The sequence below is a fragment of the Streptomyces pilosus genome, from assembly GCF_014649835.1.
Taxonomy (GTDB): Bacteria; Actinomycetota; Actinomycetes; order Streptomycetales; family Streptomycetaceae; genus Streptomyces; species Streptomyces pilosus.
Genome location: NZ_BMTU01000020.1, coordinates 25,092 through 48,898, shown reverse-complemented (window position 1 = coordinate 48,898; position 23,807 = coordinate 25,092). Strand labels below are relative to the sequence as shown.

At 72.8% G+C, this 23,807-nt stretch carries 28 protein-coding genes and 2 tRNA genes; 10 read left to right on the top strand and 20 right to left on the bottom strand.

Features of this window, described 5'->3' with window-relative positions; genetic code table 11:
* The first annotated feature begins 106 nt into the window (after nt 1-106).
* Complete coding sequence (locus tag IE118_RS31800; protein WP_373303256.1) at nt 107-1,048, top strand: endonuclease/exonuclease/phosphatase family protein; 942 nt, start codon at nt 107-109, stop codon at nt 1,046-1,048.
* On the opposite strand, the gene IE118_RS31795 is transcribed toward IE118_RS31800, so the two are convergent.
* Both IE118_RS31795 and IE118_RS31790 read right to left on the bottom strand, forming a co-directional pair.
* Nucleotides 1,035-1,709 carry an NUDIX domain-containing protein gene (locus IE118_RS31795; protein WP_189561566.1) on the bottom strand — a complete coding sequence of 225 codons (675 nt, stop codon included), beginning with the start codon at nt 1,707-1,709 and terminating at the stop codon, nt 1,035-1,037. The two genes, IE118_RS31800 and IE118_RS31795, sit on opposite strands and share 14 nt — an antisense overlap.
* A 134-nt stretch (nt 1,710-1,843) precedes the next feature.
* Nucleotides 1,844-1,917: transfer RNA gene (locus IE118_RS31790), tRNA-Pro, on the bottom strand.
* A 99-nt stretch (nt 1,918-2,016) separates the two neighbouring features.
* Here IE118_RS31790 and IE118_RS31785 point away from each other — a divergent pair.
* On the top strand, nt 2,017-2,544 hold the full coding sequence (locus tag IE118_RS31785; protein WP_189561565.1) for a DUF309 domain-containing protein: 528 nt from the start codon (nt 2,017-2,019) through the stop codon (nt 2,542-2,544).
* A gap of 141 nt (nt 2,545-2,685) precedes the next feature.
* Nucleotides 2,686-4,119, top strand: a complete 1,434-nt coding sequence (locus IE118_RS31780) for a diacylglycerol/lipid kinase family protein (RefSeq protein WP_229847039.1) — start codon at nt 2,686-2,688, stop codon at nt 4,117-4,119.
* On the opposite strand, the gene IE118_RS31775 is transcribed toward IE118_RS31780, so the two are convergent.
* Together IE118_RS31775 and IE118_RS31770 are read right to left on the bottom strand one after the other, a co-directional pair.
* Nucleotides 4,105-4,878 (bottom strand): sulfite exporter TauE/SafE family protein, encoded by a 774-nt coding sequence (locus IE118_RS31775; RefSeq protein WP_189561564.1) that lies wholly within the window; start codon nt 4,876-4,878, stop codon nt 4,105-4,107. The two genes, IE118_RS31780 and IE118_RS31775, sit on opposite strands and share 15 nt — an antisense overlap.
* Nucleotides 4,879-4,968: 90 nt before the next feature.
* On the bottom strand, nt 4,969-6,156 hold the full coding sequence (locus IE118_RS31770) for a thiolase family protein (protein WP_189561563.1): 1,188 nt from the start codon (nt 6,154-6,156) through the stop codon (nt 4,969-4,971).
* Nucleotides 6,157-6,466: 310 nt separating this feature from the next.
* Here IE118_RS31770 and IE118_RS31765 point away from each other — a divergent pair, with 310 nt between their 5' ends.
* The 5 genes from IE118_RS31765 (at nt 6,467) to IE118_RS31745 (ending at nt 9,477) form a co-directional block, all read left to right on the top strand.
* Nucleotides 6,467-6,949 (top strand): Dps family protein, encoded by a 483-nt coding sequence (locus IE118_RS31765; RefSeq protein WP_189561562.1) that lies wholly within the window; start codon nt 6,467-6,469, stop codon nt 6,947-6,949.
* Nucleotides 6,950-6,992: 43 nt separating this feature from the next.
* Nucleotides 6,993-7,325: a DUF3140 domain-containing protein gene (locus IE118_RS31760; protein ID WP_189561561.1), complete on the top strand. Its 333-nt coding sequence runs from the start codon at nt 6,993-6,995 to the stop codon at nt 7,323-7,325.
* Between the two features lie 2 nt (nt 7,326-7,327).
* Nucleotides 7,328-7,987, top strand: a complete 660-nt coding sequence (locus tag IE118_RS31755) for an HhH-GDP family DNA glycosylase (protein ID WP_189561560.1) — start codon at nt 7,328-7,330, stop codon at nt 7,985-7,987.
* A gap of 118 nt (nt 7,988-8,105) precedes the next feature.
* Complete coding sequence (locus IE118_RS31750) at nt 8,106-8,918, top strand: SAM-dependent methyltransferase (protein WP_189561559.1); 813 nt, start codon at nt 8,106-8,108, stop codon at nt 8,916-8,918.
* A 22-nt stretch (nt 8,919-8,940) separates the two neighbouring features.
* The gene (locus IE118_RS31745) at nt 8,941-9,477 is read left to right on the top strand and encodes an NUDIX hydrolase family protein (protein WP_189561558.1); all 537 of its coding nucleotides are present in this window, start codon (nt 8,941-8,943) and stop codon (nt 9,475-9,477) included.
* A 10-nt stretch (nt 9,478-9,487) separates the two neighbouring features.
* Here the strand turns inward: IE118_RS31745 and IE118_RS31740 are convergent, their stop codons facing one another.
* The 5 genes from IE118_RS31740 to IE118_RS31720 form a co-directional block, all read right to left on the bottom strand.
* The gene (locus IE118_RS31740) at nt 9,488-10,666 is read right to left on the bottom strand and encodes an ABC transporter ATP-binding protein (RefSeq protein ID WP_189561557.1); all 1,179 of its coding nucleotides are present in this window, start codon (nt 10,664-10,666) and stop codon (nt 9,488-9,490) included.
* Nucleotides 10,667-10,691: 25 nt separating this feature from the next.
* The gene (locus tag IE118_RS31735; RefSeq protein WP_189561556.1) at nt 10,692-11,525 is read right to left on the bottom strand and encodes a carbohydrate ABC transporter permease; all 834 of its coding nucleotides are present in this window, start codon (nt 11,523-11,525) and stop codon (nt 10,692-10,694) included.
* A complete protein-coding gene (locus IE118_RS31730; protein WP_189561626.1) occupies nt 11,525-12,433 on the bottom strand; it encodes a carbohydrate ABC transporter permease in 909 nt (302 codons plus the stop codon). The genes IE118_RS31735 and IE118_RS31730 overlap by 1 nt, the downstream gene beginning before the upstream one ends.
* 5 nt (nt 12,434-12,438) lie before the next feature.
* Complete coding sequence (locus IE118_RS31725; protein ID WP_221345340.1) at nt 12,439-13,722, bottom strand: ABC transporter substrate-binding protein; 1,284 nt, start codon at nt 13,720-13,722, stop codon at nt 12,439-12,441.
* A gap of 209 nt (nt 13,723-13,931) precedes the next feature.
* Nucleotides 13,932-14,005 (bottom strand) — tRNA-Pro (locus IE118_RS31720).
* A 135-nt stretch (nt 14,006-14,140) separates the two neighbouring features.
* On the opposite strand from IE118_RS31720, the gene IE118_RS31715 reads away from it, so the two are divergent.
* Together IE118_RS31715 and IE118_RS31710 are read left to right on the top strand one after the other, a co-directional pair.
* Complete coding sequence (locus IE118_RS31715; RefSeq protein ID WP_189561554.1) at nt 14,141-14,848, top strand: thiamine pyrophosphate-binding protein; 708 nt, start codon at nt 14,141-14,143, stop codon at nt 14,846-14,848.
* Nucleotides 14,849-14,890: 42 nt separating this feature from the next.
* Nucleotides 14,891-15,805: a transketolase family protein gene (locus IE118_RS31710; RefSeq protein WP_189561553.1), complete on the top strand. Its 915-nt coding sequence runs from the start codon at nt 14,891-14,893 to the stop codon at nt 15,803-15,805.
* A 78-nt stretch (nt 15,806-15,883) separates the two neighbouring features.
* Here the strand turns inward: IE118_RS31710 and IE118_RS31705 are convergent, their stop codons facing one another.
* The 11 genes from IE118_RS31705 to IE118_RS31655 all read right to left on the bottom strand — a co-directional run bounded on the left by IE118_RS31705 (nt 15,884) and on the right by IE118_RS31655 (nt 23,773).
* Complete coding sequence (locus tag IE118_RS31705; protein ID WP_189561552.1) at nt 15,884-16,240, bottom strand: MmcQ/YjbR family DNA-binding protein; 357 nt, start codon at nt 16,238-16,240, stop codon at nt 15,884-15,886.
* A gap of 30 nt (nt 16,241-16,270) precedes the next feature.
* Nucleotides 16,271-16,774 carry a GNAT family N-acetyltransferase gene (locus IE118_RS31700; RefSeq protein ID WP_189561625.1) on the bottom strand — a complete coding sequence of 168 codons (504 nt, stop codon included), beginning with the start codon at nt 16,772-16,774 and terminating at the stop codon, nt 16,271-16,273.
* Nucleotides 16,775-16,809: 35 nt separating this feature from the next.
* A complete protein-coding gene (locus IE118_RS31695; protein ID WP_189561551.1) occupies nt 16,810-17,394 on the bottom strand; it encodes a helix-turn-helix domain-containing protein in 585 nt (194 codons plus the stop codon).
* 64 nt (nt 17,395-17,458) lie between these two features.
* A protein-coding gene (locus IE118_RS31690; RefSeq protein ID WP_373303255.1) for an IS5 family transposase occupies nt 17,459-18,330 on the bottom strand; the annotation gives its coding sequence in 2 pieces (ribosomal slippage) (nt 17,459-17,973 and nt 17,973-18,330; 873 coding nt in all).
* Between the two features lie 10 nt (nt 18,331-18,340).
* Entirely contained in the window at nt 18,341-19,246 is a 906-nt protein-coding gene (locus tag IE118_RS31685; RefSeq protein WP_189561550.1) for a LysR family transcriptional regulator, read from the bottom strand.
* Nucleotides 19,247-19,282: 36 nt separating this feature from the next.
* On the bottom strand, nt 19,283-20,482 hold the full coding sequence (locus IE118_RS31680) for a glycine C-acetyltransferase (RefSeq protein WP_189561549.1): 1,200 nt from the start codon (nt 20,480-20,482) through the stop codon (nt 19,283-19,285).
* 30 nt (nt 20,483-20,512) lie between these two features.
* Nucleotides 20,513-21,541 carry an L-threonine 3-dehydrogenase gene (gene tdh / locus IE118_RS31675; RefSeq protein ID WP_189561548.1) on the bottom strand — a complete coding sequence of 343 codons (1,029 nt, stop codon included), beginning with the start codon at nt 21,539-21,541 and terminating at the stop codon, nt 20,513-20,515.
* A 183-nt stretch (nt 21,542-21,724) separates the two neighbouring features.
* The gene (locus IE118_RS31670) at nt 21,725-22,300 is read right to left on the bottom strand and encodes a GAF domain-containing protein (RefSeq protein WP_189561547.1); all 576 of its coding nucleotides are present in this window, start codon (nt 22,298-22,300) and stop codon (nt 21,725-21,727) included.
* 57 nt (nt 22,301-22,357) lie between these two features.
* Nucleotides 22,358-22,987, bottom strand: coding sequence for a GTP-binding protein (locus IE118_RS31665; protein WP_189561546.1), 630 nt, complete (start codon nt 22,985-22,987; stop codon nt 22,358-22,360).
* The gene (locus IE118_RS31660) at nt 22,965-23,336 is read right to left on the bottom strand and encodes a DUF742 domain-containing protein (RefSeq protein WP_189561624.1); all 372 of its coding nucleotides are present in this window, start codon (nt 23,334-23,336) and stop codon (nt 22,965-22,967) included. The genes IE118_RS31665 and IE118_RS31660 overlap by 23 nt, the downstream gene beginning before the upstream one ends.
* A 2-nt stretch (nt 23,337-23,338) precedes the next feature.
* Nucleotides 23,339-23,773, bottom strand: coding sequence for a roadblock/LC7 domain-containing protein (locus IE118_RS31655; RefSeq protein WP_189561545.1), 435 nt, complete (start codon nt 23,771-23,773; stop codon nt 23,339-23,341).
* Nucleotides 23,774-23,807 lie beyond the last annotated feature (34 nt).

Genomic DNA, 23,807 nt, shown 5'->3' with positions numbered 1-23,807 from the left:
GAGAGCGCTCGAGGTCAAGCGTGGCGGGCGAACTCCCGTGCCCGCGGTGAAACTGTTCTCCCCCGCGGTTCGTCCTCCACGACGGGCCGAGCGGACGGGGAGACGGGTGCGGCGGGAGTGGTGGGCGTGGACGCGGGGGCGGGTGCTCGCCGGCTGCGCGGTGCTGGTGGCGGCGCTGACGGCGTTCCACGGGGTGATGCCCGACCGGCCGGGCCGGGTGGGCTCCCTGCTGGAGTCGTTCCTGCCGTGGCTCGGCCTGGCGGTCGTGCCGCTGTTCCTGCTGGCCGTGCTGCGCCGGTCGGCGGTCGCGCTGCTGGCCCTGCTGCTGCCCACGGCGGCGTGGACGCACCTCTTCGGCGGGCTGCTGCTGCCCGGGGCGGCGCCCGGACCGCGCACCCTGCTGGTGGTGCAGCACAACGTCAGCGACGAGAACACCGACCCGGCGGGCACGGCCCGCGCGCTGGCCGGGGCCGGGCCCGACCTCATCGCGCTCCAGGAGCTGGTGCCCGGCGCCCTGCGGGTCTACCGGCGCACCCTCGCCGCGGACTACCCGCACCACGTGGTGCGGGGCACCGTGGGGCTGTGGTCGAGGCATCCGCTGACCGGCACCCGGCTCGTGGGCATCAGGCCCCATGACCTCACGGAGCCCTGGAGCCGTGGACTGCGGACGGTGGTCCGCACGCCGCACGGCGACACCGCCGTGTACGTCGCGCACCTGCCCTCGGTCCGGGTCGGGGCGGGCGGCCTCGCGTCCGCCCGGCGCGACGAGAGCGCCGGACTGCTGGGCAGGGCCGTGGCCGCGGAGCGGCTGGAGCGGGTGATCCTGCTGGGCGACCTGAACGGCACGGCCGACGACCGTGGGCTGGAGCCGCTGACCTCGCGGCTGGGCGCGGCGCGGCGGGGTTTCGCCCTCAGCTTCCCCGCGTCGCTGCCGCTGGCGCGGATCGACCAGGTGATGGCCCGCTCCGCGACCGTGGACCACATCCGTGCCCTGCCCGCCACCGGCAGCGACCATCTGCCGGTGGCGGCCCGGATCACCTTGCGCTGAGGCCGGCGAAGGGGCCCTCCAGGGCGGCCCACTGGAGCAGCATGATGGTCTTCGCGTCGTTGATCGCGCCGGTGCGGATCATCCGCAGGGCCTCGCGGAAGGGCAGTTCGAGGATCTCGATGTCCTCCCCCTCCTCGTGCAGGCCGCCGCCCTCGTGGGTGAGGGTGGCCGGGCCGTAGGCGGCGGCGTAGAAGCTGACGCGTTCGGTGACCGAGCCGGGGCTCATGTAGACGTCGAAGACGTGCTGCACGGGGCCGATGGTGTGCCCGGTCTCCTCCACCACCTCGCGGCGCACGGCGACCTCGGGGTGCTCGTCCTCGTCGTCGAGCAGGCCGCCCGGCGTCTCGATCAGCATCCCGTCGGGGTGGCCGTTGACATAGGCGGGGAAGCGGAACTGGCGGGTGAGCAGCACGGTTTCGCGTTCGGTGTCGTGGAGCAGCAGGGTGGCGCCGTTGCCGCGGTCGTGCGTCTCGCGTTCCTGGGTGCTCCAGGTGCCGTCGGCGCGCTGGAGGTCGAAGGTCGTGGTGCGCTCGACGTACCAGTGGCTGGACAGCAGTCTCACGTCCCGGACCCGGACCCGCGGGTTGCCGGTCAGGTCGCGGCCCGTGCGGTCGAGTCCGGTGCGTCCCCGGCGGTCCGGGGTGTCGATGCCGGCGGTCATCGGCGGGCCGATCGCCGGGAGGTCGGGTGCTCAGTGCTCATGCCCGCTTCTACCACGCCCCGGCACGGGGAGGGGGACGGGAAAGGCCGTACCGATGTGTTCGGTACGGCCTGCCGACCTGCGGTTCCAGCAAGTCGGGACGACAGGATTTGAACCTGCGACCCCTTGACCCCCAGTCAAGTGCGCTACCAAGCTGCGCCACGTCCCGATGCGCGTGCGCGGGGTGATCCGCGTGAGCGCGCGAACAGCACTTTACCCCACACCCCGGTCCCGGCCGAAGCCGGTCCGGGCCTGGGACAATCGGTGCATGGGCAGCACGGACAGCACCTCCACCGGGCGGACGGCCGCCGCGCGCGACCGGGACACCGAGGGGCGGGCGCGCAACGCGCGGCCCCGGGACGGGCTCGGACGACCCCTGCCGTACGGGGCCGAGGGCGTGCCCCGGCAGCCGGAGGGGGTGGTGCGGCGGCCGGAGGAGAGCGTCGCGGAGGCGCAGCGGCTGCTGGACGCGGGGAGGCCGTTCCACGCGCACGAGGTGTTCGAGGACGCCTGGAAGTCGGGGCCGGAGCGGGAGCGGGAGCTGTGGCGGGGACTGGCCCAGCTCGCGGTGGGGCTCACCCACGCCGCCCGGGGGAACGCCACGGGCGGGGCGCGGCTGCTGCGGCGGGGTGCCGGTGCGGTGGAGGAATGGGCCGCGGGGGCCGAGGACCGGCCGCACGGGATCGACCTCCCGGGTGTGATCGCCTGGGCCCGGGAGCTCGCCGGGGCCGTGGAGCGGGGCGATGGCCCCGTGGACGCGGGGGCGCGGGCGCCCCGGCTGCGGGGGACCTCCTGACGGGACGACCCGGCGCGACGCGGGCGCCGGCGTGCGGCCGCCGGGGCGGACCGGCCGGGGGCCGGGCCGGCCGGTGATCACCGTCGGGCCGCGCTCGGGTGCGTGCACGCCCTACGATGACGCCGGGCGACTGGAGGAGTCATGGCCGTGGACTGGAGCGAGCGGGGCTACCACGCCCAGCGTTGGGCGGCACGGGGGGCACTGGCCGCCGCCGCGCTCGCGGTGGCGACCCCCTTGGTCTACGGCGGGCTGCGCGGTCTGCTGCTGCTGGTGTCCGGGGTGGCGGGGCTGGGACTCAGCGCGGCCGCCGTGTGGTGGACGCTGACCCTGCGGGGGCCGCTGCGCTGGGTGTCGGCGCTGGTCGCCGTCTGTGTGCCGGCCGGTCTGCTGGCCCTGTTCGCGGTGACGCTGTTCTGGGCGCTGCTGGTGTCGCTGGCCCTGTGGGGACTGGCGGTGTGGAGCGGCAGGTACGCGCTGCGCGGCACGGGTGGCGGGCAGGCCCACGTACGGGAGCGGCGGCTGCCGCCGCCCCGGAAGCCGGTGCTGATCATGAATCCCCGGTCGGGCGGCGGCAAGGTGGGCCGGTTCCGGCTGCGGGAGAAGGCCGAGCGGCTGGGCGCCCGGGTGGTACTGCTCGGGCCCGGCGGGCAGCACGATGTCACCGAGCTGGCCCGGGCCGCCGTCGCGGACGGCGCCGACCTGCTGGGCGCCGCCGGGGGCGACGGCACCCAGGCGCTGGTCGCGGCCGTGGCCGCCGAGCACGACATCCCGTTCCTGGTGATCAGCGCCGGGACGCGCAACCACTTCGCCCTGGACCTCGGCCTCGACCGCGGGAACCCGGCCGCCTGTCTCGACGCGCTCACCGACGGCGTGGAGCTCCGGGTCGACCTGGGATTCGCCGGCGACCAGCCGTTCGTGAACAACGCGTCGTTCGGCGCGTACGCGGCGATCGTGCAGAGCCCCGCCTACCGGGACGACAAGATCGGCACCAGTCTGGAGATGCTGCCGGACCTGCTCACCGGGCAGCAGGGGCCCCGGCTGGTCGCCCGCGCCGGGGACACGACGCTGACGGCTCCGCAGGCCGTGCTGGTCAGCAACAACCCGTACCGCACGGGCGACCCCTTCGGGCTCGGGCGGCGGGAGCGGCTCGACTCGGCCGTGCTCGGTGTCCTCGGGGTCAGGCTGGAGGGCGCCGTCGGTGCGGCCGGTCTGCTGCTGCACCCGGATCCGAGCGGGCTCACCGTCCTGACCGCGCCTGAGGTCCTCATCGAGGCGGACGTCGACCGGATCGAGGCGGGAGTCGACGGGGAGGCCATGGTGCTGCCGGCGCCCGTGCGCTGCCGCATCGCACCGGGGGCGCTCCGGGTCCGGGTGCCGCGCAGGCGGCCCGGTGTCGCCCCGGCGCCGCCCCGGCTGGACTGGCGGCGGCTGCGCAAGCTGGCGGCGACGGTGGGCCGTACCGCGGCGCCGAGCCGGCGGCACCGTCCGCTCCACAGCGCGTCGTCCGGCACCGGGCCGCCGGCCGGTCCGCGGGAGGGGACGCGGCCGGGCGGGCCGCGTTCAGGGGATCAGTAGCTGCACGCCGCCCACCACGGTCGCCGCGATCACCAGGTGCTCGAAGAGCCGCTGGTTGATCCGGTTCACGGCCCACCTGCCGAGCAGCGCGCCGGGCACCACGAAGAGCACGAGTGCGGCGTCGAGCAGCAGCGAGTCGGCGTCGATGAGGCCGAGACCGGCGCTGAAGGGCAGCTTGGAGGTGTTGACGATGAGGAAGAAGAACGCCGAGGTGCCCAGGAACCCCAGCTTCCGGAAGCCGGCGGAGAGCAGGTACATCGACATCACCGGGCCGCCCGCGTTGGCGACCATGGTGGTGAAGCCGCCGAGGACGCCGTAGGAGCGGGCCTTCGCGCGGCCGGCGCGGGTGGTGACCCGGTCGGGGTCGTCCTCGGTGTCGGCCCGGCGCCGCCGCCACACGGTCACGCCGGCCATCAGCAGCAGGATCGCTCCGATCGAGGTCCGTACGATCCCGTCGTCCGCCCACATCAGGAACACGGTGCCGGCGACGACGCCCGCAGCGACCGCCGGGAACAGCCGCCACAGTGTGGGCCAGTGGGCGTGCCGGCGGTAGGTGAGCACGGCGAGCAGGTCGCCGGCGATCAGGATGGGGAGCAGGACGCCGGTGGAGGCGCGGGCGGGCAGGACGGCGGCGAAGATGGCCAGGCTGACCGTGTTCGCCCCGCTGACGGCGGTCTTGGAGAAGCCGACGAGCAGGGCGGCGAAGGCGAGCGCGGCGAATTCCCAGCCGGTGAGGTGCCAGAGGCTCATGGTGTTCATGCGGCAACCGATGCTATGTGCAAGCAACGGAGCCGGGTAAGGACCGTCCCGCCTGACGGCTCCTCGCGACGGTGACCGGCCCGCTCGGTGTCAGGCGCGCTCGACCAGCACCGCGCTGCCCTGCCCGACGCCCACGCACATGGTGGCCAGGCCGCGTCCGGCCCCGGTGCGGCGCATGCGGTGCAGCAGGGTGGTGAGGATGCGGGCGCCGGAGCAGCCCAGCGGGTGGCCCAGCGCGATCGCGCCGCCGCTGGGGTTGACCAGGTCCGGGTCGATGCCGAGCTGGTCCACGCAGGCGAGGGCCTGGGCCGCGAAGGCCTCGTTGAACTCGGCCTCCCCCAGGTCGCCGATGTCCCAGCCGGCACGGGCGAGGACCTTGCGCGTGGCCGGGACGGGACCGATGCCCATGACGTCCGGGTGGACGCCCGCGGAGACTCCGGCGACATAACGGCCGAGCGACTGGAGCCCCAGCTCCCGGAGCGCCTCCTCACTGACGAGGACGAGGCCGGCCGCGCCGTCGTTCATCGGGGAGGCGTTGCCCGCGGTGACCGAACCGCCGGCGCGGAAGACGGGCTTGAGGCGGGCCAGCTTCTCCACCGAGGTGTCCTCGCGGACGCACTCGTCGGCGTCGACGACCACTCCGTCCGGGCGGGTGACGGGCAGCAGTTCGTCGTCGAAGTGGCCGTTCTTGCGGGCCTCCGCGGCGCGCCGGTGGCTGCGCAGGGCGAACGCGTCCTGGCGTTCGCGCGCGATGCCGTACCGGGCGGCGACCTCCTCCGCGGTCTCCCCCATGGCCAGCAGGCCGTGCAGTTCCTTCATCGCGGGGTTGACCAGCCGCCATCCCAGCCGGGTGTCGACGGTCTCCATGCGGTGCGGGAGGGCCTCCTCGGGGCGGGGCAGGACGAAGGGGGCGCGGCTCATCGACTCGGAACCGCCGGCGATCACGATGTCGGCCTCGCCGGCCGCGATGGTGCGGGCGGCGGTGGTGACCGCCTCCAGCCCGGAGGCGCACAGCCGGTTGACCGTGGCACCGGGGACGGACTCGGGGAGCCCGGCGAGCAGGGCGGCCATGCGGGCGACGTTGCGGTTGTCCTCACCGGCCTGGTTGGCGGCGCCCCAGTAGACGTCGTCGACGCGGGCCGGGTCCAGGGCGGGCAGATCGGCGACCAGGCCGCGGATCACGGCGGCGGCGAGGTCGTCGGGCCGGACCGTGGAGAGGGCTCCGCGCAGTTTGCCGATGGGGGTGCGGCGGGCGGCGGCGAAGTGGACGGGACGCACGACAGGACTCCTGACCCGCGCCGGCCGGGATGCCGCGACCGGCGAGACTCCTCGTGATTAGCACTGCTAGTTTTGGACTATAGACCGGTGCTCGCTCCGCTGGGAAGATCCCGGCCGCACCCCGCCCCGCCGGGTTTGCGCCGGTGGGCCACGGGCACCCGCGCGATCAGAGTGGCCAGGAGCGCGGCACCGCGGGTGACGGCCCCGGACAGGCCCGCCCCGGGAGCCCGGGAGCGCCACCGGTGAGGACGCACGCGAGTTGCCCGCTCCGCCCGGCCACGGACGACACGAGAAGGAGGAGCAGCACTTCATGACCGTCGTGAGGAGCACCCTGCCCGAGGAGGCCCGCCGGATCGCCGCCGAGGCCCTCCAGGACACCCTGGTGGACCTGCTCGGGCTGTCACTGATCGGGAAGCAGGCCCACTGGAACGTCGTGGGTCCGCGGTTCCGCTCCGTCCACCTCCAGCTGGACGAGGTGGTCGCGGCGACGCGTGCCCAGGCGGACACGGTGGCCGAACGGGCCGCCACGCTCGGCGTGCCGCCGGACGGCCGCCCGGAGACCATCGCCAAGGTGTTCTCCCTGCCCGCCCCCGACGAGGGCTGGCTGCGCGACTCGGAGGCCGTCCAGTTGATGACCGACGCGCTCGGCGCGGCGGTCACCCGTCTGCGCGAGCGCATCGACACCACCGAGAAGGCCGACCCGGTCACCCAGGACCTGCTGATCTCGATCACCTCGGAACTGGAGAAGCAGCGCTGGATGTTCGAGGCGGAGAACGTCCCCGGGACGTCCTGAGCGAGACGGCACCCGGGAACCACGAACACGTAAGGGGCACACGATGAGCGACGCCCTCGAGATGGACGCGCTGTGGGACGAGTTCCACCGCGTGGTGAACATGACCTCGGCGGAACTGGCGGCCTGGCTGCGGGTGAGCGACGCCGGGGAGACGACGGAACCGCTGCCCGACCGGGCGGGCCCCGAGACGGGGCAGCACGTCCTGGCCATCCTGCAGAAGCGCCGCACCGACCTCACCGAGGACGACCTGCGGGTGATGGAGGAGGTCGTGGACGCGGTCACGGCGCAGGCGGACCCGGAGAACGAGCCCCGGGCCGAGGACACCGCCCGGCGCCACCACCTGATGACGCTGGGCCACGACCCGCTGAAGGGGTAGCCGTGGCCGGCCGGGACGAGGAGCGGGCCGTGCTGCGCGCCCTCGTCGACGCACACGGCGAGACGTACGCGGAAGAGGCCGGCATCACGCTGCGGGACGCGCCGCAGCCGCTGTACCGGCTGCTGGTCCTGGCCCACTTGCTCAGTGCCCGCATCAGCGGGTCGATCGCCGTGGCCTCCGCCCGTGCTCTGCACGAGGCGGGGCTGCGGGATCCCCGCCGCATGGCGGAGGCGGACCGGCAGAAGCGGGTGGACGCACTGGGCCGGGGCGGCTACCGGCGCTACGACGAGCGCACCGCGACCCAACTGGGCGAGGGCGCCACCCTGTTGACCGAGCGCTGGGGCGGGGACCTGCGCGGGCTCCGCGCGGAGGCGGACGGCGACCTCGGGGAACTCCGGCGCCTGCTGAGGGAGTTCCCGGGCATCGGACCCACCGGCGCCGACATCTTCCTGCGGGAGGCCCAGCGCGTCTGGCCCGAGGCGGCGCCGTATCTGGACCGCAAGGCCCTCGACGGCGCGCGGCGGCTCGGGCTGCCGCAGGACCCGGAGCGGCTCCTCACCCTGGCGGAGGACACCGAACCCGCGGTGCTCGCCGCCGCGTTGGTGCGCGCGGCGATCGGCCGGGAGGTGGCCGACGACACGCTGAGCCGTGCCGCCTCATGACACCTCCCCCGTCGGCGCGGTCCCCGCGCTCCCCTGTTCACGGGACAGCCTGATCACCGCGCGGCACAATGGGCCGGGACGGCCCGACGGGCCGCGGGGCGACGGGGAGGCAGCAGACGTGAGCGAGAGCCGCACGCCGCCGGGCGGGCCGGTACGGCCGGACACCGGCGTGGCGCACAACGCCCGCGTGTGGAACCACTGGATCGGCGGCAAGGACAACTACGAGGTCGACCGGAAGGTCGGCGACCAGGTCGCCTCGATCATCCCGGTCGTCCGGGACATCGCCCGCGCGGACCGGGACTTCCTGGGCCGGGCGGTGACGTACCTGACCCGTGAGCGCGGGGTGCGGCAGTTCCTCGACATCGGCACCGGGCTGCCCACCGCGGACAACACCCACGAGATCGCGCAGCGCATCGCGCCGGACGCACGGGTCGTCTACGTCGACAACGACCCGATCGTGCTGGTCCACGCCCGCACCCTGCTGACCGGGAGCCCCGAGGGCGCCACCGACTACATCGACGCCGACGTGCACGACCCCGGGACCATCGTGCGGCGCGCCGCCGAAACGCTCGACCTCACCCGGCCCGTCGCGGTGATGATGCTGGGCATCCTGAACTTCGTGCTCGACACCGGGGCGGCCCTCGACATCGTGCGCCGGATCATGGCGGCGGTGCCCTCGGGGAGTTACCTGGTCCTCACGCACCCCACCGCCGATCCCGAGGTCGGCGGTGAACCGCAGGTGCCCGCCATGGAGTTCTGGAACGAGAACGCCACTCCCCCGATCACCGCCCGCAGCGCCGCGGACGTCACCGCGTTCCTCGAGGGACTGCACCTCGTGGAACCGGGTCTGGTGTCCTGCTCGCAGTGGCGCGCCGCGCCCGGCTCCACCCCCGTCGTGCCGCAGTACGGCGCGGTGGCCGTGAAGCCCTGACCGCTGAAAGTATGATCAAGCAATGTCTGACATGACCGAAACCACGCCGGGCTGGCTGTCCTCCGACGACCTGGAGATGGCACGCGCCCAGATGCCGATCCTGTACGTCGAGGCCGTGCCCGTGCGTGTCGACGACAGTGGCGAAGTCACCAGTGTCGGCCTGTTGCTGCGCATCGGGCCCGACGGCACGGTCAGCCGGACGCTGGTCTCCGGCAGGGTGCTGCACCACGAGCGTGTCCGGGACGCCCTGCTGCGCCACCTGGAGAAGGACCTCGGCCCGGTGGCGCTGCCGCGGGTTCCGGCGTCGTTGCAGCCGTTCACGGTCGCCGAGTACTTCCCCACCCAGGGCGTCACCGCGTTCCACGATCCTCGTCAGCACGCGGTGTCGCTGGCGTACATCGTGCCGGTGACGGGTGACTGCCGGCCCCGGCAGGACGCGCTGGACCTGGTGTGGTTCAGCCCGCAGGAGGCCGTGTCCCCGGCGGTGCAGAGCGAGATGCCGGGCGGGCACGGCGTGCTGCTGAAGCAGGCGCTGGCGCACGCGGGCTGCGCGATCTGACGGAGCGCCGTCAGCTCTCCGGGTGGGTGAGGTTGCTGCCCGTCGACGGGTCGAAGACGTGGGCCTTGCCCATGTCGATCCGGAGCTCGACGGGCGCGCCCTCGCGGGCCCGGGTGGCGGCGTCCAGCCGGGCCACGATCTGCTGGGCCGTCCCGGCGCCGGCGTCGCGCAGGCCCGAGTCGGTGGCCAGTTCCTCCAGTTCGGCCGACGTCACCGGGCCGCCCTCGGCCTGGAAGTACACGTAGGCGTCGGAGCCCAGGGACTCCAGTACGTCCACGGTGGCCGTGACGACGGGCCCCCGGCCCCCGTGCGCCAGGGACGCGTCCTCGAAGGCCTCGGGGCGCAGCCCGACGATGACGTCGCGGGGCGCCCGCCGCTCCTCCAGCACCCGGCGGGCCCGGTCGTCCAGCGGCAGCTCGCCGAGGGGGGTGCGCAGCGTGCCGCCGGCCAGGGAGGCGTTGACGAAGTTCATCGCCGGGGAGCCGATGAAGCCGGCGACGAACAGGTTGCGCGGCATGCCGTAGAGCTCGGCGGGAGTGCCGACCTGCTGGACCAGCCCCTGCCTCATGACGACGACCCGGTCGCCGAGGGTCATCGCCTCGGTCTGGTCGTGGGTGACGTAGACGGTGGTGGTGCCCAGGCGGCGCTGGAGCCGGGAGATCTGGGTGCGCATCTGCACCCGCAGTTTGGCGTCCAGGTTGGACAGCGGCTCGTCCATGAGGAACGCCTCGGGATCGCGGACGATGGCGCGTCCCATGGCCACCCGCTGGCGCTGGCCGCCGGAGAGGTTGGCGGGTTTGCGGTCCAGGAAGTCGCTCAGGTCGAGCACCCGGGCGGCCTCCTCGACCTTGCTGTCGATGGTGGCCCTGTCCACCTTCGCCAGCCGCAGCGGGAAGCCCATGTTCTCCCGCACGCTCATGTGCGGGTACAGGGCGTAGCTCTGGAACACCATGGCGACGTCCCGCTCCTTGGGGGCGAGGTCGTTGACGACCCGTCCGCCGATGCGCAGCGTGCCCTCGGTGATGTCCTCGAGGCCGGCGATCATGTTCAGGGTGGTCGACTTGCCGCAGCCGGACGGGCCGACCAGGATCACGAACTCCCCGTCGGCGATGTCGAGGTCCACGTCCCGTACGGCGAGGGATCCGTCGGGATAGCGCTTGGTGACTCCCTCGAGGACGATCTCTGCCATGGGTGGCTGCTCCTTGCCTTCATGCTCATCCCTTGACCGCGCCGGAGGTGAGTCCGGCGACGATCCGCCGCTGGAAGAGCAGGACGAAGATGACGATCGGGACGGTGATCACCACGGCTGCCGCGGCGATCGACCCGGTGGGCTGCTGGAACTGCGAGCTGCCGGTGAAGAACGCGATCGCGGCGGGCACCGTACGCGCCGACTCGGTGGAGGTCAGCGAGATGGCGAACAGGAAGTCGTTCCAGCAGAAGATGAACACGAGGATGGCCGTGGTGAAGACGCCGGGCGCGGCCAGCGGCACGATGACCAGCCGGAAGGCCTGCGCGGGAGTGGCCCCGTCCACCTTGGCGGCCTTCTCCAGGTCCCAGGGGATCTCCCGGAAGAACGCCGACAGGGTGTAGATCGCCAGCGGCAGCGAGAAGGTCATGTACGGGATGATCAGCCCGAGCCAGGTGTCGAAGATCCCGATGATCCGCTCGATCTCGAACAGCGGGGAGACCAGGGAGATCGGCGGGAACATGGCGATGAGCAGCGACATGCCGATGAGGACGCGCTTGCCGGGGAACCGCAGCCGGGCCACGGCGTAGGCGGCCATGGTGCCGAGGGCGACCGCGATCACGGTGGCGATGAGGGCGATGCCGATGGAGTTCACCAGCGCCCGTGTGAACTCGGAGGTCCGGAAGATGCCCCGGTAGTTCTCGAAGGTCCAGTCCCGAGGGATGTAGTTGCCGTCGGAGAGGGTGCCCGGGTCCTTGAAGGAGAGGGCGGCGATCCACCACACCGGGAAGAGGGCGTACAGCACCACGACCAGGTTGACGACGGCCCAGCGGGCCCTGTGCCTGCTGCCCGCGGCGGCCATCAGCGCCGCACCTCCGCTCCGGGTGCGGCGGCGCCGAACAGCTTGACGAAGGTGAAGGCGATGATGCCGACGCACAGGAAGATCAGGACGGAGATCGCCGAGCCGATGCCGAGGTTCAGTGCCGTGAACAGGTTGTCGTAGCCGAGGATGGACAGGGAGCCGGTCCCGTGGGCGCCCGAGGTCAGGACGTAGATGTTGTCGAAGATGCGGAACGCGTCCAGGGTGCGGAAGAGCAGGGCGACCAGGATGGCCGGCTTCATCAGCGGCAGCATGACCTTGGTGAAGCGCTGCCAGGGGGTCGCGCCGTCGACCATGGCGGCCTTGAGGGTCTCCTCCGGCACCAGGGCGAGTCCGGCCAGCAGGAGCAGGGCCATGAACGGGGTGGTCTTCCACACCTCGGCCAGGATGATCAGCCACAGCGCGGGCCACTGTTCGGTGAGCGGGGCGTCGCCGCTGGGCAGCAGCTCGGCGAGGTAGCCGAGTTCCGGGGTCCAGGCGTACTGCCAGGAGAAGGCGGCGACGACGGTGACGATGCCGTACGGGATGAGGACCGCGGTGCGCACCGTGCCGCGTGCGAAGAGCGTGCGGTGCATCACCAGTGCGAGGCCCATGCCGAGGACGAGTTCGATGGCGACGGACACGGCGGTCAGGAACAGGGTGACCCAGAAGGCCTCCCACCAGTACGGCGAGGACAGCACCGACCCGTAGTTGCTCAGGCCGACGAACTCGGCCCGGACGGGGAAGCGCAGGTCGTAGCGCTGGAGGGAGAGGTAGACCGCGTAGCCGATGGGGTAGGCGGTCACGGCGGTCATGACGAGGACGGCCGGCGCGCACAGCAGCAGGCCCAGCCGGCGTTCCTGCCTGGCTCCGGCGGAGAGCGTCTTCCGGCCCTTCGCCGGCCCTGCCATGGTGCTCACGGGATCACACCCTCGGATCGCAGGGCCTGGTCGATCTGGTCGCCGATGGTGTCGACCGCCTTCTCGGGCTGGATCTCCGAGGGTGGCGACAGGGTGTGGGAGACGACGATCGACACGTTCTGGTAGGCGGGGGTGACGGGCCGTACGCTCGCCGACTCCAGGGAGGCCAGCACCTCCTTGGAAAAGGGGTACTGCTTCATGAACTCCGGTTCGTCGTACAGGGCGCGCAGGGTGGGCGGCAGCCCGCCCTCGAGCGCGGCGGTGAGCTGGTTCTCCCGGTTGCGCAGGCACAGGGCGGCCTCGAAGGCGAGGTCCGGGTGGCGGGAGTAGGAGCTGACGGCGAGGTCGATGCCGCCGATGGTGGGGCGGGCGGGCCGGCCGGCGTCGACGCGCGGGTAGGGGGCCCAGCGGAAGTTCTCGAACAGCTTCGGGTTGTTGCTTCTCATCGACGGATACACGAACGGGTAGTTGAGTTCGAAGGCGGCCACTCCCGACTCCATGGCCAGGCGGTTCTGGTCCTCCATCTGGTTGGGCAGGGAGGGGTCGGCGGCCGGGGAGCCCGCGAGGTCGCGCATGACCGAGGCGGCCCGTACGGCGGGCGGTCCCAGGGAGGGTTCGGTGGCGGCCGGGTTCAGGATGCTGCCACCGGCGCTGTTGAGCAGGGAGTTGAACCAGACCGTGAGGCCCTCGTACTGGGCGCCCTGGATCTCCACGTAGTGCGGTTCGCCCCTGCGGGCGAGGTCGCGGGACATGTCCAGCATCTCCGACCAGGTCTTCGGCGGGGTGGGCACCAGGTCCTCGCGGTACCACAGGAGCTGGACGTTGGTGTTGTACGGGACGGCGTACAGCTTGTCCTTCCAGGTGGCCGTCCGCAGGGGGACGCGGAGTGTGCCCTCGGTGGCCCGGCGTTTCGTCTCGCCGGTCCACTCCCGGATCCAGCGGGCCTCGGCGAACTCGGCGGCCCAGGTGACGTCGAGGCCGAGGATGTCGAGGGAGTCGTCCTCGGCGGCGAGCCTGCGGACCAGTTGCTGGCGCTGTCCGTCGGCGGCCCGGGGCAGTTTGTTGTAACTGATCCGGTAGCGGCCGCCGGAGGCCCGGCTGCACCGGTCGGCGGCCTGTTGCAGGGCGCCGGAGTCGTCCGGGAAGTTGTACCAGTTGAGGGTGGGGCGGGAGGCGGTCTCGTCACCGCCGCAGGCGGCGAGCGCCGACGCCAGCAGGGTCAGCGCGACCAGTGCCCGCGTCCGCCGCGGTCTTCCGGTACGTCCGCGCCTCGCGTGCACGCGCTCCACACCTCGCCTCCGGGGTCGCGGCGCGGGGAGGCCCCGCGGCGGTGTCTACCGGCGAACGTTAGGCAACGCTGATCTTCACATCAAGGACATTCGGGACCGAGTCACCCTCCAGGGCGTCACGGCGGCCGGGAACGGCCGGGGAACGACGAAGAGGCCGCCCCGGGTTTTCCCGATGCGGCCTCCGACTGCCTTGCGACAAGTCGGGACGACAGGATTTGAACCTGCGACCCCTTGACCCCCAGTCAAGTGCGCTACCAAGCTGCGCCACGTCCCGTTGCCCGTCTGACCTGGGGATTCCCCCGGCCGAACGCGCACGGAAACCATACCGCACTCGGGGCGGTGATCGCGCATCCGTTTCCGCCCGGCCGATGCTTGACCTCAAGTCCAGTCGAGGTTGAACGATGGGCGTATGACGATCACCGAGCAACACGCGCACGCGTACGGATTCACGGATCTGCCGGCCCTGATGGGGCTGATGACCGGTGACGAGAAGCACGGTCCTGCCGCGACGTCGACGCTGGACGTGCTGTGGGTGCTCTACGACCGGGTCCTGCGGGTCGGACCGGAGCGGATGGACGATCCCGGGCGGGACCGGTTCCTGCTGTCGAAGGGGCACGGTCCGATGGCCTACTACGCGGTGCTGGCCGCGAAGGGCTTCCTTCCGGTGGACTGGCTGCCGGGGTTCGGCTCCTACGACTCCCCGCTCGGCCACCACCCCGACCGGGTGCTCGTGCCGGGGGTGGAGATCGGCAGCGGGTCGCTGGGGCACGGACTGCCGATCGCGGCCGGCACGGCGCTCGGACTGCGCGCGCAGGGGCTCCACGAGCCCCGGGTGTGGACGCTGGTCGGGGACGCCGAGCTGGACGAGGGCAGCAACCACGAGGCGATCGCCTTCGCCGGGCCGGCCGGGCTGGACCGTCTGCACACCGTGGTCGTCGACAACTCCTCGGCCTCGTACGCCCGGCCGGGCGGGATCACCGCGCGCTTCGAGGCGGCGGGCTGGTCCGCGCTCACGGTCGACGGCCGTGACCACGAGGCGCTGTACGCCGCGTTCACCGCACCGCATCCGGGCAGACCGCACGCGGTCGTGGCCCGGGTCGAGCCGAAGGACGCGTGAACCTCCCCCTGTCGTACCGCATCAAGGAAGGGACCGATCTCCGTGGACAGCATGCGTGATCGTTTCGCCCCCGTCGTCACCCGGCTGCTGGACGAGGACCCGCGCGTGGCGGTGGTGCTCGCCGAGATCGGCATGGCCGACTTCACCGAGGCGCTGCGACGGCACCCGGACCGGGTCGTCAACGTGGGCATCCGCGAGCAACTGCTGGTCGGGGCGGCGGCCGGGATGGCGCTGACCGGGCTGCGGCCGGTCGTGCACACCTTCGCCAGCTTCCTGGTCGAGCGGCCGTTCGAGCAGGTCAAGCTGGACCTGGGGCACCAGGACGCCGGGGCGGTGCTGGTGAGCGCCGCCGCCTCCTTCGACTGGCCGGCCGGCGGTTACACGCACATGGCTCCGGGCGACGTGGCGCTGCTGGACACCCTGGACGGCTGGACCGTGCACGTGCCGGGGCACCCGGACGAGGCCGAGACGCTGCTGCGGCACGCGGTGGCGGCCGGTGACGACAAGGTGTACGTACGCCTGTCGCTGCAGGCCAACGCATGGGCGCTGCCCGTGGACGGGAAGCGGTTCCGCACGGTCCGCGAGGGGCGCCGCGGGGTCGTGGTCGCCGTCGGCCCCCTGCTGGACACCGTGCTGGACGCGACGGAGGGTCTGGACGTCACCGTGCTCCACGCCACCACCGTCCGGCCCTTCGACGCGGCCGGTCTGCGCCGTGCCACCCGGTCGGCGGGGACCGACGTGGTGCTCGTCGAGCCGTACCTGGCGGGTACGTCGACGGCGTCGGCGAACGACGCGCTGGCCGATGTGCCGCACCGGGTACTGGGGCTGGGTGTGGGCCGGGCCGAACTGCGCCGGTACGGGCGGATCGACGAGCACGTCGCCGCCCACGGCCTGGACGCCCGGTCGCTGCGGGCACGCATCGGCGCGTTCGTGGGGGCGGTGCCGGAGCGGGTGTGACGAGGGGCGGTGCGGACCGGGACCGGCCCGGCCTGGCGGGCCGGCGGGGCCGGGCACCGGCGGTACCCGCGGGGTCGGTCACGCGGGCGGCAGTCCCAGCCGGGGGTGCTCCTGCTGGAGGCCGGCCGGGGCGGCCTGACGCCAGGAGTCGGCGAGGATGTCGCGCAGTTCGCCCTCGTCCTCCAGTGCGGCGAGGCGGACCCTGACCCAGGCGAACTGTGCCTCGTGGTCGGCGATCCAGAACTTCTCCGGTTCGGCGAGGGCCAGTTCGTCGCGCTCCTCCTTGGGGCAGCGCACCGCGACGGAGGTCTCGTCCTCGGGCAGCGTGGCGAACATCTTCCCCGCCACCCGGAACGTGGGCATGCTCCAGGCGATCTTCTCCGTCGTGTCCGGCAGGGACAGGGCGATCCGTCGTACGTCTTCGGCTTCCGGCATGGCAGGCACCGTAGCGGCCCGCACCGACAATCACCCGGTGGCGGGTGCCGCGGCCGCCGGCAGGCGCTTGTAGTAGATCGTCGTCGGCCGCAGCACCCCGGCCGGGTCGGCCGCGTAGTCCGGGATGGCGCCGGCCGCGGTCCAGCCGGTGGAGCGGTAGAGGTGCTCGGCGGGGCTGCCGGACTCGGTGTCCAGGTGCAGCAGGGTGATCCCCCGGGCCGCGGCCGCCTCCTCGGCGACGGCCAGCAGGGCCCGCGCCAGGCCCCGGCCGCGGGCCGTGCGGCGCACCATCAGCTTCACCAGTTCCGCGCGGTGCGCGCTGTTGGGTTTGCCGGGGAGGGCGAGGCTCACGGTGCCGAGCATCCGGCCGGGTTCCTCGAACGCCACCCAGACGAGGAGGCGCCCGGCGGCCACGGCCGCGGACCGCTCCCGCCACCAGGCGACCGCCTCCGCGCGGTCGAGCGGGGTGAGGAAGCCGACGGAGGCGCCGTCGTCCACGGCGTCGGTCAGCAGATCGGCCAACTCTCCCGCCATGGCATCGAGTTGGGCGGCGGTGGGGTGGAGGGTGTTCACGGCCGGACCACCGCCAGCACATAGCGCACGTCACCGGGGCCGGGACAGCGGAACCGGGCCGGACCCCAGACGCGCAGCCGGAGGCAGTCGCCCTCGCCGAGGTGGTGCCCGACGTCGTCCGCCGTCACGGAGAGGGCTCCCTCCAGAACCCAGATGTGCTGTTCCAGGCCCGGCACGGGCGGCCGGTCGTAGGCGATGTCCGCGCCGGCCGCGAGGCGTCCCTCGACGAGTTCGCCGCGCAGTCCGCCGTGCGGCGGGGAGACCGACCGGCGGACGAACCCGGATGCCCGGTCCTCCCACACCCCCTGGTCGGCGGCGCGCACCACGGGTGCGGGTTCGGTCTCGACCTCGCTGAGCAGCTGGGACATGGTCCGGCCGTAGACGGCGCACAGGCGGTTCAGCAGGGCGGCGGTGGGGCTGGTCTCCGCCCGCTCCGCGCGGGAGAGGGTGGACCGGCTGATGCCGGTGCGCTCCGCCAGGTCCCCCAGGGACCAGCCGTGAGCGGTCCGGAGCGCGGCCAGTCGCGCGGCGAGCCGGACATCGAGGGGATCCGGGGTGTGCCCCGCGTCAGCTTGTCTCACATCCGGGACGATATCCCGGATGTGAGACGTGAGGGAAGGGGGCCTCTAGGCAGTTTCGTTTGGATCACCGGGCGGACCAGAGGAAGATGCCTGCGATGTGGAGTCCGGCCAGGTAGATGGTGGCGGTCTTTTCGTAGCGGGTGGCGATGCCTCGCCATTGCTTGAGGCGGTTGATGCACCGCTCGACGGTGTTGCGCTGCTTGTAGGTCTCGCGGTCGAAGGCCGGTGGTCTGCCGCCCCGGCTGCCCCGACGTAGCCGGTGTCTGCGCTGGTCTGCGGGGACGGGGATCACTGCCCGGATGCCGCGCTTGCGCAGGTGCTCGCGGATCGCGCGGGAGGAGTACGCCTTGTCGGCCAGCACCAGGTCTGGCCTGGTGCGGGGCCGTCCTCGCCGGCGGGGAACGCGCAGGCGGGCCATGACGTCGGTGAACGCGGGTGCGTCACCGGCCTGGCCTGCGGTGAGAACGAACGCCAGGGGCCGGCAGCGGGCATCGGCAGCGAGGTGGATCTTCGTGGTCAGTCCGCCGCGGGACCGGCCGATGGCATGGTCGGCCGGCTCTCCGGCCGGGGCCCCCTTTTGCGGGCTCCGGCCGCGTGCTGGTGGGCCCGCACGATGGTGGAGTCGACCGAGACGGCCCAGTTGAGGTCCTCGTCCGCGTCAGCCTGGGCGACCAGGGTGGTAAAGACTCGCTCCCAGGTGCCGTCGACGGCCCACATCCGGAGCCGGTTGTAGACCCCTCGCCAGTTGCCGTACTTCTCCGGCAGGTGAACCCACTGCGTGCCGGTCTGGAACTTGTAGGCGATCGCGTCGATCACCTCACGATGGTCCCGCCAGCGGCCACCCCGCTTCGGAGTCCGGTCCGGGAGCAACGGCTCAATCCGCGCCCACTGCGCATCAGTCAACGGCACACCCGGACCAACGACCGACTGATCCAAACGAAACTGCCTAGGCTTCCCCGGCCGCCGCGCGGAGCGCGTCCAGGACCGGCCGGATCAGCGGATGCCCCTCCGCGCCCCGGCGCACGGCGGCGAAGACCCGGCGGGTCGGGGCCACCCCGTCGACGGGGCGGACGACCACACCCGTCAGGTCCGTGCCGCGCAGGGCCGAGCGGGGCACCAGGGCGACGCCGACGTCCGCCGAGGCGAGGGCGACCACCGCGCGGAAGTCGTCCGAGGAGTGCTCCAGGCGCGGCTGGAAGCCGGCGCTCTCGCAGGCGAGGACCACCACGTCATGGCACGGGTTGCCGGGGTAGGGGCCGATCCAGGCGTCCTTGGCCAGTTCGGCGAGCGGCACCTCGGGGGCGTCGGCCAGCCGGTGGGTGACGGGCACGACCGCGTCGAAGGGCTCGGCGTACAGGGGTACGTGGGTCAGTCGCGGGTCGTCGGCGGGGGGCGCCCCGCGGTACTCGACGGCCACGGCGACGTCGACCTGCCGGTCGAGGACCATCGGCAGGCTGGCATCCCCCTCGGCGTCCTGGACCCGGATGCGGATGCCCGGCGCCGCATCGGCGAGACGGGCCACCGCGGGTGCGACGACCTGCGCGATCCCAGTGGCGAAGGCGGCGACCGTGACGGTGCCGGCCTCCCCCGAGCCGTAGGCGGCCAGCTCCGCCTCGGCCCGTTCCAGCTGGGCGAGGACGGCGTTGGTGTGGCCGAGCAGGATCTCGCCGGCCGGGGTGAGCCGTACGCCCTTGGCGCCGCGCTCGACCAGCCGGTGGCCGGTCTCCTGCTCGAGGGCGGCGAGCTGCTGGGAGACGGCAGAGGGGGTCAGGTACAGCGCGGCGGCCGCCGCCGTGACCGTGCGGTGGTCCGCCACCGCACGGAGGATGTGGAGCCGCCGCGCCTCGATCATGAATGCGATTGTCTCAAATCGCTCGGTGTGCTCCGCTCACGCGTCGAGCTCCGCCCGGGCCGCCACGAAGGCGTCCACCGCGCGGTTCACGTCGTCCGTGGAGTGCGCCGCGGACAGCTGGACGCGGATGCGGGCCTGGCCCTGCGGCACCACCGGGTAGGAGAAGCCGATCACGTACACCCCGCGCTCCAGGAGCAGCTCGGCCATGCGGCCCGCCTCCGACGCGTCGCCGATCATCACCGGGGCGATGGCGTGGTCACCGGGGAGGATGTCGAAGCCCTCCTCGGTCATCCGGCGGCGGAAGAGGGCGGTGTTCCCGGCGAGCCGGACGCGCAGGTCGTCGGCCGACTCCAGCAGGTCGAGGACCTTCAGGGAGGCGGCGGCGATCACCGGGGCGAGCGTGTTGGAGAAGAGGTACGGGCGGGAGCGCTGGCGCAGCAGGGCGACGATCTCCGCGCGGGCGGCGACGTAACCGCCCGAGGCGCCGCCGAGGGCCTTGCCGAGGGTGCCGGTGATGATGTCGACGCGGTCCATCACGCCGTGCAGTTCGGGGGTGCCGCGCCCGCCGGGGCCGACGAAGCCGACGGCGTGCGAGTCGTCGACCATGACCATGGCGCCGTGCCGGTCGGCGAGGTCGCAGATCTCGTCCAGCGGGGCCACGTAGCCGTCCATGGAGAAGACGCCGTCGGTGACGATCAGCGTGCGGCGCGCGCCGCCCTCCGCGGCCTCCTTGAGCTGCCGCTCCAGGTCGGCCATGTCGCGGTTGGCGTAGCGAAAGCGGCGGGCCTTGGACAGCCGGATGCCGTCGATGATCGAGGCGTGGTTCAGCGCGTCGGAGATCACCGCGTCCTCGGGGCCGAGCAGCGTCTCGAAGACACCGCCGTTGGCGTCGAAGCAGGAGGAGTAGAGGATCGTGTCCTCCTGGCCGAGGAACGCCGACAGCCGCGCCTCCAGCTCCTTGTGGACCTCCTGGGTGCCGCAGATGAAGCGGACGGAGGCCATGCCGTAGCCCCAGCGGTCCAGGGCCGCGTGGGCGGCGGCGACGACCTCGGGGTGGTCGGCGAGGCCGAGGTAGTTGTTGGCGCAGAAGTTGAGCACCTCGCCGGGGCGGCCGCCGGCCGTGACGTTCACGGTGGCGGACTGCGGGGTGCCGATGACGCGCTCGGGCTTGTGCAGGCCGGCGGCGCGGATCTCGTCGAGGGTGGCGCGCAGGTCGTCGCGCACGGAGTCGAACATGTCGGGAAGCTCCTTGGGAGGCGGGGGGACCTACGCGGTCCAGTCGAGGATGATCTTGCCGCCCTTGCCGGCGGCCGCGTCCTCGAAGGCGGCGTCGAAGTCGCGGTAGGAGTAGCGGCCGGTGATCACCGGGGCGAGGTCGAGACCCCCCTCCAGCAGCACCGACATGGCGTACCAGGTCTCGAACATCTCACGGCCGTAGATGCCCTTGATGGTGATCATCGAGGTGACGATCTTCGACCAGTCGACCGGAAACTCCTCGGAGGGCAGACCGAGCATGGCGATGCGGCCGCCGTGCGTCATGTTGTCGATCATGTCCCGGACGGCTTCGGGGCGGCCGGACATCTCCAGGCCGATGTCGAAACCCTCGCGCAGGCCGAGGGTGTGCTGCCCGTCGGCGATCGTCGACTCGGCGACGTTGAGCGCCAGGGTCGCGCCGATCTTGCGGGCGAGCTCCAGGCGCTCCTCGCTGACGTCGGTGACCACCACGTTGCGCGCGCCCGCGTGCCGGGCCACGGCGGCGGCCATGAGACCGATCGGGCCGGCACCGGTGATCAGGACGTCCTCGCCGACCAGCGGGAAGGACAGCGCGGTGTGCACGGCGTTGCCGAACGGGTCGAAGATCGCGGCGACGTCGAGGTCGACCGGGACCCGGTGCACCCAGACGTTGCCGGCGGGCAGGACGACGTACTCGGCGAAGGCGCCGTCGCGTCCGACGCCGAGGCCGACGGTGGCCCGGCACAGGTGGCGGCGGCCGGCCAGGCAGTTGCGGCACTTGCCGCACACCAGGTGGCCCTCGCCGCTGACCCGGTCACCGATGCCGATGTCGGTGACGTCCCTGCCGGTCTCCACGACCTCGCCGACGAACTCGTGCCCGAGGACCAGCGGGGTGGTGATCGTCTGCCGGGCCCAGCCGTCCCAGGACCGGATGTGCAGGTCGGTGCCGCAGATACCGGTGCGCAACACCTTGATGAGCACGTCGCCGGGTCCGACGGCGGGCTCCGGGACGTCCGCGAGCCACAGCCCGGGCTCCGCCTTCTCCTTGACCAGCGCCTTCAACGCTTCGGCTCCTGAGGGGTGAGTCCCGGGCCGCGGGGCATGCCGAACAGGCCCCGGTCCGGGAAGAGGAGTGGAATGCACTGCAATCTGCCGTACGACACCCTCACCGGTCCATCGAGGATTTCTTAAGCGCGGCCACAGCTTTGCTTCACGCCGTCACCCCATCGGCGGCGCGGGCGGTCCTTACGGCGGCAGTCCGCCGTCCTCCCGGCGCTCCAGCCGCGGGACGAGGTCGGCGGCCCGTGCCTTGACGGCGTCGAGTCCCGGCCGGCCCCAGGTCCGCGGCCGGACGTCGGTGACCGAGACGGTGCCCAGCACGGTGCCGGTGCTGTCGACGAGCGGCGCTCCGAGGTAGGAGCGGATGCCGAACTCGTCCACCACCGGGTTGCCGGCGAACCTCGGGTAGTCGCCGACGTCCTCCAGCGCCAGTGCCCTGCGCCGGGCCACCACGTGCGGGCAGAAGCCGTGGTCGCGGGGCAGCACCCGGCCCAGCAGGGCGCCGCTGCCGTCGCCGCGCAGGGCGGGCGCGGCGGTGGGGGTGTGCAGGCCGGCGAAGAACTGCCCGTGCTCGCCGGGGAGGTTGACCATGGCGTACGGCGTCCCCATCAGCTCCGCGAGCGCGTACGCGAAGACGTCCAGCGAGGGCTCGGGGTGGTCCCCGAGGCCCAGTCCGCGCAGCCTGCGGACGCGGGCCGGCGCCTCCTTGTCCTCGGGGGTGAGCAGCAGACGACCTGCCGGGCGGGGCGGGTCGTAGCTCATGGGCGGGCTCCCGGGTCGTGGGCGTGGGTCATGCGGGGCTCCGAGGGGGTGCGGGGATCACGTGTGGGCGCCGTACCCCGTCGCGGCGGCGGGGGCGTGGACGATGAGGTGGCGGACGAGGGTGAGCAGGGTCTGGACGCCCGAGCTGGAGATGCGGGCGTCGCAGCACACGACGGGGACGTCCGCGGCGAGGTCGAGGGCGGCACGCACCTCCCCGGGGTCGTAGCGGAAGGCGCCGTCGAACTCGTTGACGGCGATGATGAATCCGAGGCCCCGCTGCTCGAAGAAGTCGACGGCGGCGAAGCACTCCTCCAGGCGCCGGGTGTCGGCGAGGACGACCGCGCCGAGCGCGCCCTCGCAGAGCTCGTCCCACATGAACCAGAACCGCTCCTGGCCGGGTGTGCCGAACAGGTACAGCACGTGCTCGGCGTCGAGGGTGATGCGGCCGAAGTCCATGGCCACGGTGGTCTCGACCTTGTTCTCGATGCCGTCGAGGTTGTCGGTGTCGGCGCCCACCGTGGTGAGGAGTTCCTCGGTGCTGAGCGGTGCGATCTCGCTGACCGCGCCGACGAAGGTGGTCTTGCCGACGCCGAACCCGCCCGCTACCAGGATCTTGAGCGCGGTCGGGAACGGCTCGTCGCCGCGGTGGGCGCCGGCGGCCCGGTCAGAGCTGTCGTCGTAGTCCATCGAGCACTGCCTCCAGAAGGGCCCGGTCCGTCGGGTTGTGGTGGAACGCGGGAGGTTTGTCGGTGAGCGCCCCGCATTCGACGAGGTCCGCCAGCAGCACCTTGGTGACGGCCACCGGAAGCCCGAGATGGGCGGCGACCTCGGCGACCGGTACGGGGGCGCGGCACAGGTCGAGGGCCTGTGCGTGCTCGGGGCCGAGGTAGCCGAGGGGGGTGGCGCCGGTGGCTCTCACCTGCGACAGCAGGTCGAGGGCGACGGTGGGGCGGGTCCGGCCGTTGCTGACCGTGAAGGGGCGCACCAGCCGGCCGGCCGCGTCGTCGAGCCACGGCCCGTCGCCGGCCGCCTTCACGCTCAAGGCCTCATCGCCGGCGGTTCGACGCCCTGCTGGCGGGGTGCGGTCATCAGGTACGGGCGGACGGACTTGACCAGCATCGCCATCTCGTAGCCGAGCACGGCCGCGTCGGCCTCCCGGCCGGCCATCACGGCGAGGCAGGTGCCGGAGCCCGCGGTGGTGACGAACAGCAGCGTCGAGTCGAGTTCGACGACGACCTGGCGGACGTCTCCGCCGTCGCCGAAGCGGACGCCGGCGCTGCGGCCGAGGGAGTACAGGCCGGAGGCGAGCGCCGCCATGTGGTCGGCGCTGTCGGGGTCGAGTCCGTGCACGGACTTCACCAGTCCGTCGCACGACAGCAGTACGGCACTGTTCGTGTGCGGTACGCGCTGCACGAGGCCGCTCATCAGCCAGTCGAGGTCGGATACCTGGGCGGTCGGCGCATCGCTCGCCATGGTGGATCGACTCCTTGGGGTACGAAGGTCTGCG